Source organism: uncultured Sphingomonas sp. (assembly GCF_964243315.1).
Lineage (GTDB): Bacteria > Pseudomonadota > Alphaproteobacteria > Sphingomonadales > Sphingomonadaceae > Sphingomonas.
Genome location: NZ_CAXTEM010000089.1, coordinates 1 through 7,245 on the forward strand (window position 1 = coordinate 1; position 7,245 = coordinate 7,245).

Annotated in this window: 10 protein-coding genes; 8 read left to right on the forward strand and 2 right to left on the reverse strand. The window is 66.6% G+C overall.

The genetic code is table 11. The annotated features are described in order from the left end of the window. Nucleotides 1-824 (reverse strand): succinate--CoA ligase subunit beta (locus ACFE77_RS15510; RefSeq protein ID WP_375422549.1); only part of this gene is annotated, 824 nt, incomplete at its 3' end. 124 nt (nt 825-948) lie between these two features. On the opposite strand from ACFE77_RS15510, the gene ACFE77_RS15515 reads away from it, so the two are divergent. Then, entirely contained in the window at nt 949-1,476 is a 528-nt protein-coding gene (locus ACFE77_RS15515) for a beta-carotene hydroxylase (protein WP_375422550.1), read from the forward strand. Nucleotides 1,477-1,501: 25 nt separating this feature from the next. Beyond that, nucleotides 1,502-1,831, forward strand: coding sequence for a pilus assembly protein PilZ (locus ACFE77_RS15520; protein WP_375422551.1), 330 nt, complete (start codon nt 1,502-1,504; stop codon nt 1,829-1,831). A gap of 46 nt (nt 1,832-1,877) precedes the next feature. Here ACFE77_RS15520 and ACFE77_RS15525 read toward each other — a convergent pair whose 3' ends face one another. Continuing rightward, nucleotides 1,878-2,813 (reverse strand): ribose-phosphate pyrophosphokinase, encoded by a 936-nt coding sequence (locus ACFE77_RS15525; protein ID WP_375422552.1) that lies wholly within the window; start codon nt 2,811-2,813, stop codon nt 1,878-1,880. A gap of 97 nt (nt 2,814-2,910) precedes the next feature. Here ACFE77_RS15525 and ACFE77_RS15530 point away from each other — a divergent pair, with 97 nt between their 5' ends. The 6 genes from ACFE77_RS15530 to ACFE77_RS15555 form a co-directional block, all read left to right on the forward strand. Next, nucleotides 2,911-4,242 (forward strand): glutamate--tRNA ligase, encoded by a 1,332-nt coding sequence (locus ACFE77_RS15530; RefSeq protein WP_375422553.1) that lies wholly within the window; start codon nt 2,911-2,913, stop codon nt 4,240-4,242. Between the two features lie 177 nt (nt 4,243-4,419). After that, nucleotides 4,420-5,082: an energy transducer TonB gene (locus ACFE77_RS15535; RefSeq protein WP_375422554.1), complete on the forward strand. Its 663-nt coding sequence runs from the start codon at nt 4,420-4,422 to the stop codon at nt 5,080-5,082. A gap of 80 nt (nt 5,083-5,162) precedes the next feature. Further along, entirely contained in the window at nt 5,163-5,510 is a 348-nt protein-coding gene (locus ACFE77_RS15540; RefSeq protein ID WP_375422555.1) for a hypothetical protein, read from the forward strand. Further along, nucleotides 5,498-6,469, forward strand: a complete 972-nt coding sequence (gene ribD / locus ACFE77_RS15545) for a bifunctional diaminohydroxyphosphoribosylaminopyrimidine deaminase/5-amino-6-(5-phosphoribosylamino)uracil reductase RibD (protein ID WP_375422556.1) — start codon at nt 5,498-5,500, stop codon at nt 6,467-6,469. Before ACFE77_RS15540 ends, ribD begins: the two co-directional genes overlap by 13 nt. After that, nucleotides 6,469-7,080, forward strand: a complete 612-nt coding sequence (locus ACFE77_RS15550) for a riboflavin synthase (RefSeq protein WP_375422557.1) — start codon at nt 6,469-6,471, stop codon at nt 7,078-7,080. Before ribD ends, ACFE77_RS15550 begins: the two co-directional genes overlap by 1 nt. Next, nucleotides 7,064-7,245: 3,4-dihydroxy-2-butanone-4-phosphate synthase (locus ACFE77_RS15555; RefSeq protein ID WP_375422558.1), on the forward strand; the 182-nt coding region annotated here is incomplete at its 3' end. The genes ACFE77_RS15550 and ACFE77_RS15555, both read left to right, overlap by 17 nt.

Here is a 7,245-nt window from a genome sequence, read left to right on the forward strand (position 1 = left end):
CCGTTGACCATGCAGCCGATGTCGCCGTCGAGCTTGATATAGGCGAGGTCGTACTTCGACGCTTCCAGCTCGGCCGGATCCTCTTCGGTCTCGTCGCGCAGCTCAAGCAGATCCTTGTGGCGGAACAGCGCGTTGCCGTCGAACGCCACCTTGGCGTCGAGCACCATCAGCTTACCGTCGTCGGTGACCGCGAGCGGGTTGATCTCGATCTGCTCGGCATCGGTGCCGAGGAACGCGTCGTACAGCTTCGACGCGGTCGAGGCGGCCTGCTTGGCGAGATCGCCGGTCAGCTCCAGCGCAGCGGCAACGGCGCGGCCGTGATGCGGCATGAAGCCGGTCGCGGCGTCGATGTCGATCGCATGGATCTTCTCGGGCGTGTCATGCGCGACGGTTTCGATGTCCATGCCGCCTTCGGTCGACGCGACCATCGATACCCGGCCGGTCGCGCGATTGACGAGCAGCGCAAGGTAAAATTCCTTGGCGATGTCGACACCGTCGGTGACGTAGAGGCGGTTGACCTGCTTGCCAGCGTCGCCGGTCTGGATCGTCACCAGCGTGTTGCCGAGCATGTCGGTCGCCGCGGCGCGAACCTCGTCCGCGGTCTTGGCGAGGCGGACGCCGCCCTTCGCGTCGGGGCCGAGTTCCTTGAACTTGCCCTTGCCGCGGCCACCGGCGTGGATCTGCGCCTTCACGACGTAGAGCGGTCCGGGCAACTTGGCGGCTGCCTCGACGGCTTCGTCAACGGTCAGCGCGGCATGGCCGGCGGGGACGGGGACGCCGAACTTGGCGAGCAGTTCCTTGGCCTGATATTCATGGATGTTCATGGGGGGCGGCTCCGCCTTTTCGAAGATCGGGAATGGCTTGGCTAAAGCACGGTTGGCCGGCTGAATCCACCCCTGCTGCACTGCGATACTCGCGTTCGCCGTGTCGTGCGCCTATATGGCGAGGATGACCTGGCCGCTCGGAATCCTGCTCTTCGTCGCCACCATCGCGCTGATGGAGGGGGTCGCCTATGCCGCGCATCGCTGGATCATGCACGGCGTCGGCTGGTTCCTGCACGAAAGCCACCATCGCCCGCGTACCGGCCATTTCGAGCTGAACGATCTTTATGCGGCGATCTTCGCGGTGCCGTCGTTCCTGCTGATCTTCGGCGCGCTGCAACTCGGCTGGTGGCCGGGCTTCCTGTGGATCGGCGCTGGCGTCGCGGCGTATGGCGCGATCTATTTCGGCTTCCACGACGTGATCGTGCACAACCGGATCCCGACGCGGTATCTGCCGAAATCCCCGTACATGAAGCGGATCGTCCAGTCGCACCGGTTGCATCACGTCGTCGAGACGCGCGACGGGACCGTGAGCTTCGGCTTCCTCGTGGCGCCGCGTCCCGAGTCGCTGAAGGCCGAGCTCAAGAAGCGCAATCGACGCGGCGTGCGGGCGCCGAAAGAAAGTATGCAAGACGAGGCATTTACCGAACGCTAACCACTCGCATGGCAAACCGATCGCCATGGAACAGCCGACGTTCGCACCGCCTTATGATGTTGTCGACGACGATGCGCGCCAGGCGTTGCGCAAGTCGGTCAGGATGCGCGCGCATCTGCGCGATCGCGGTCAGACGCGCTTCGAGATCGAAGTAACCGATCTGTCGCGCTCGGGCTTTCGCGCGGAGACCAGCTTTACGCTGTGGCCGGGGACGATCGTGTGGCTGACGTTACCCGGATTGGCAGCGCTCGAGGCGGTCGTCGCGTGGCGCGACAAGTATAAATATGGCTGTGCGTTCTCGAAGCCGCTGCATCCGGCGGTGTTCGACCACATCGTGGCGCTGTCCCTTCGCTGAGCACGGTAGTACCGAATTCGTAGTGGGAACGACGGGACGGGCGCGATCAGTCGAACAGGCTCGACACGCTGGTCTCGTCGGCAATGCGCTTGATCGCCTCGCCGAGCAGCGGTGCGATCGCGAGGTGGCGGATCCGCCGGCACGCCGAAATCGATTCGTGATTGCCGATCGAATCGGTGATCACCAGTTCGCGAAGCGCGGACCCTTCGACTCGCGCCACCGCTCCGCCCGACAGCACGCCGTGGGTGACATAGGCGATCACGTCCTCGGCGCCGGCTTCGCGCAGTGCGGCGGCGGCGTTGCATAGGGTGCCCGCCGAATCGACGATATCGTCGACCAGGATGCAGAAGCGCCCCTCGACCTCGCCGATGATGTTCATCACCTCCGATTCGCCCGCACGCTCGCGGCGCTTGTCGACGATCGCGAGCGGCGCATTGTCGAGCCGCTTGGCAAGCACCCGGGCGCGGACGACGCCGCCGACGTCGGGTGACACGACCATCAGGTTCTTGCCCTTGAAGCGGGCGTTGATGTCCGCCGACATCACCGGCGCGGCGTAGAGATTGTCGGTCGGGATATCGAAGAAGCCCTGGATCTGCCCGGCATGGAGATCGACCGACAGCACCCGGTCGGCACCCGCGACGGTGATCAGGTTGGCGACCAGTTTTGCGGAGATCGGCGTGCGGGGGCCGGGTTTCCGGTCCTGCCGGGCGTAGCCCATATACGGGATTACCGCGGTGATACGCGTGGCCGACGCGCGCTTCAGCGCATCGATCATGATCAGCAATTCCATCAGGTTGTCGTTGGCGGGATAGCCGGTCGACTGGAGCACGAAGACATCCTCGCCGCGAACGTTCTCCTGGATCTCGACGAAGATTTCCTCGTCGGCGAAGCGTCGCACCAGCGCCTCGGTGAGCGGGATCTCCAGATACGCCGCGATCTCCCGCGCGAGCGGCAGGTTCGAATTGCCGGTCATCAGCTTCATGCGCGCATCCCCCACCCGTGGAGCGCCGCCTTAGTCCTGGGTTCCGTCAAGCGGAAGGGGGTTGCCGCGCCCCGTCCGTCGCCTATGCGACGATCGCATGACGACCGTCACCCGCTTCGCGCCATCGCCGACCGGCATGCTTCATGTCGGCAACATCCGCGCCGCACTCCATAATTGGCTGTTCGCGCGCAAGTTCGGCGGCCGGTTCGTGCTGCGGATCGACGATACCGATGCGGAGCGGAGCGAGGAGCGGTTCGTCGACGCGATCCGCGCCGATCTCGAGTGGCTGGGTCTGACCCCGGATGCGGAGGCGCGCCAGTCGGATCGCTTCCCGTTGTACGAAGATCGGTTCGCGATGCTGGTTGCGGCGGGCCGGATCTACCCTGCCTATGAGAGCGCCGAAGAACTTGCGCTGAAGCGTAAGGTGCAGCTCGGGCGCGGGCTGCCGCCGGTGTACGACCGTGCGGCGCTGGCGCTCAGCGATGCGGCGCGTGCTGCTTTGGAAAGCGAGGGCGTGCGCCCGCACTGGCGGTTCAGGCTCGATCACGATGCGCCGATCGAGTGGGACGATCTGGTCCGCGGCGCCCAGCGGTTCGAGCCAGCGACCATGAGCGACCCGGTGGTGCGGCGGGCGGACGGATCGTGGCTGTACATGCTGCCGTCCGCGATCGACGATGTCGACCTGGGGATCAGCCATGTCGTGCGGGGCGAGGATCACGTGTCCAATACGGCGCTCCAACTGCAGATGTTCGCGGCGATGGGCGCCGCGCCGCCGCGCTTCGCGCATGCTGCGCTGCTGGTTGGGAGCGAAGGCAAATTGTCCAAGCGGCTCGGCTCGCTCGGCGTCGAGCATTTCCGCTCGGCAGGGATCGAACCGCCGGCGCTCCGCGCGCTGCTGGCGCGGATCGGGACCAGCGATCCAGTCGAGCCGCTGGTCGACGCCGCGCCGCTGATCGAGTCGTTTGATTTCGCGCGGTTCGGCCGGGCGCCCGCGCGGTTCGACGAAACCGAACTCGCCCAGATCAATGCGCGTATCGTTCACCAGCTGGGTTATACGGCGGTCAAGGATCGGTTGCCCGTCGGAATGAGCGAAGCGGAATGGGTTGCGGTGCGCCCGAACCTGTCGATCGTCGCCGATGCGGCCGATTGGTGGCAGGTGATCGAGGGACCGATCGACGCGCCCGCTGTAGATGACGAGGCGCGCGCCTATCTCGACCGGGCTGGCGTCGTTGCAGCGTCGATCGACTGGTCGTCCGACCCTTGGCATGCGCTGACCGGCGCGTTGAAGGCGGAGACCGGGCGTACGGGGAAGGCGCTGTTCCTGCCGCTGCGCCGGGCGCTGACCGGCCGCGACCACGGGCCGGACATGGCGGCGTTGCTGCCGCTGATCGGGCGCGAGCGCGCGCTTCGGCGGCTGGGTTCGGACTAGGAGCTCTGTGTGTCCCCGCGAAGGTGCGGACCCAGTGCTGGGCTCCCGCCTTCGCGGGAGCACGAAAAGGTCGCGTCCAGATCGCGACAATCACCCTTGACGAAGTAATGTTATAATGTAGCATCCCTATTACCGGTCGAACGAACCGGGACGACCAGGAGATGAAGGAGACGGATCATGTATGCCGACCGGAATGCTCGAAGGACCCGCGTCAATCCCGTTGGCCTCACCGCCGCGATCGCGATCAATGGGGCGTTCGTCGCCGCGCTGATGTTTTCGGTGCCGACGATGATCGGCACGACCAAGCCCGACGATCCGCTGACGACCTACACCGTCCCGCCGACGCCGCCGCCGCCGCCCGAAAAGATCGAGAAGCCGGTCGCGCGCACGAACCAACCGACGGAGAAGATCGTCGCACCCGTGCAGAAGGTCGCGACCAACCCGACCACCGACTTCACGGCGACGATCGAACCCTCGCCGCCGGTCGGCCCGACCATCGGCATCGATCCGGGCGTCACCGTCGTCCTACCCGCGTTGCCGCCGCCGCCGATGGCATTCGTCGAACCCGCGATCGACAGCCGCTACGCCCGCGACTTCCAGCCGATCTACCCGCCGGCCGAACGCCGCGCCGAACGCGAAGGCCGAGTGACGGTCCGGGTGTTGATCGGGACCGACGGCCGGGTGAAGGAAGCCAGGCGGGTCGCCGCGACCAGCGATGCCTTCTGGCAGGTGACGCTCGACCGCGCGCTTGCCAAGTGGCGCTTCAAGCCTGCAACCCGCGGCGGCATTCCGGTCGAGGCGTGGCGGACGATGAGCCTGACCTTCGTGCTGGAGGGCTAGCCACGACCGGCGGCGTGCCCGTGCCGAGCCACCGCTCCGGGGACTGGCCTCGCCGCGATCGCCTCCCTATCTTGGCGATCATGCAGTTCTTCGCCCGCCTATCGCCGCTGCGCGCCTACCAGGATCTGCGCGTGTTCCTCGCGCAGCGGCAGCCCTACGAACTCGGCTTCCTCGTGCTCGCGATGACGATCACGGCGATCCTCGTCTGGGCGTTCGTGAAGGACAGTTATCGCGAGCCGGTCTACAAGCCCGACATCATCTATGTCGAGCAGTGGACGCTGAACCGCACCGACGACGAGATCCGCGCCGCGCAGATCGTCGATCAGGCGAAGAAGGAAAAGCGGCTCGCCGAGGAAAAGGCGTTCGACGACAAGAAGCGCGCGCAATTCAAGAAGCTCGACGACCAGATGACGAAATGGGGTCTCTGAGCGACGATCGCTGGATCGGTGCTGCGCTGGCGCTGGCCGAACGCAGCCGCGGACGGACCGCCCCCAACCCCAATGTCGGCTGCATCATCGTAGCGGATGGTCGCGTCGTCGGGCGCGGCTGGACCCAGCCCGGCGGGCGTCCGCATGCCGAGGCGATGGCGCTGGCGGCGGCGGGAGCCAAGTCGCGCGGCGCAACTAGCTACGTCACGCTCGAACCCTGCGCGCACTTGTCATCACGCGGGCCGGCATGTGCCGACCTGCTGATCGAGGCGGGCGTCGCGCGGGTAGTCGTGGCGATCGGCGATCCCGATCCGCGCACCGACGGTGCTGGACTCGAGCGTTTACGCGCCGCGGGCGTCTCCACCGTCAGCGAGGTCCGCGTCGTGGAGGCTCGCCGATCGATGGCGGGGTTCCTGACCCGACGGTTGCTCGCACGGCCTCACGTCACGCTGAAGCTCGCCACCTCGCTCGACGGGCGGATCGCGATGGCGGACGGATCGAGTCGCTGGATCACCGGTGCCGCCGCGCGGGCGCACGCACATCTCGAGCGGAGCCGACACGAGGCGATCCTGGTGGGGCGCGGCACGCTGGACGCGGATGCGCCGACGCTCGACGTCCGTCTTGCCGGGCTCGAATCGCGCGCGCCGCGCCGGCTCCTCCTGTCACGCGGCGACGCCCCGTCGGGATGGGAGATCGTGCGCCACCCGGCAGCGATCGCGGCGCTTGTCGATGTCGATCACCTGCTGGTCGAAGGCGGGGCACAGGCGGCCGCGGCGTTCCTCGCCGCCGATCTGGTCGACCGCCTGCTATTGTACCGCGCACCGATCCTGATCGGCAGCGGCAAGCCCGCACTCGGCGACATCGGCTTGCCCGATCTGGGGGCGGCGCATGACGTCTGGCGGCTCCACGATGCCCGGATGCTTGGCAGTGACCGGCTGGAGGTCTACGAGCGGCGCTGATGTTTACCGGAATAGTCTCTGATATCGGCACGATCGACCGCGTCGAAACGCGCGGCGACACGCGCATCGTCGTCAACACCGCCTACGATACCGCGTCGGTGGATCTCGGCGCGTCGATCGCGTGTTCGGGCGTCTGCCTGACCGTCGTCGACAAGGGGCCGAACTGGTTCGCGGTCGACGTGTCGGGCGAAACTATCGATCGCACTGCACGGGGGCAATGGACCGCGGGACGGCGACTGAACCTCGAGCGCGCGATGAAGCTCGGCGACGAACTCGGCGGCCACATCGTCACCGGCCATGTCGACGGCATCGCCGAGGTCGCGGCGGTCGGGCGCGAGGGCGATTCGCTGCGCATCGAGATCGTCGTGCCTAGCGATATCGCGCCGTTCGTCGCAACCAAGGGATCGATCACGATCGACGGCGTCTCGCTGACCGTCAACAAGGTGCAGGACGATGCCGAGACGAGCCGCTTCGGCGTCAACATCATCCCGCATACCCAGGCGATGACCACGCTCGGCGCGATCGAACCCGGCCAGGCCGTCAACATCGAGATCGACGTGCTGGCCCGCTACCTGCAACGGATGGAGCATTATCGTGCCAAAGCCGGTTGAACTCGCGCGTCTGCGTCACGGATTCCTGTCCTCGCCCGAGGAGATCATCGACGAGGCGAAGAACGGGCGGATGTTCATCCTGGTCGACGACGAGGATCGCGAGAACGAGGGCGACCTCGTCATCCCCGCGCAGATGGCGACGCCGGAGAAGATCAACTTCATGGC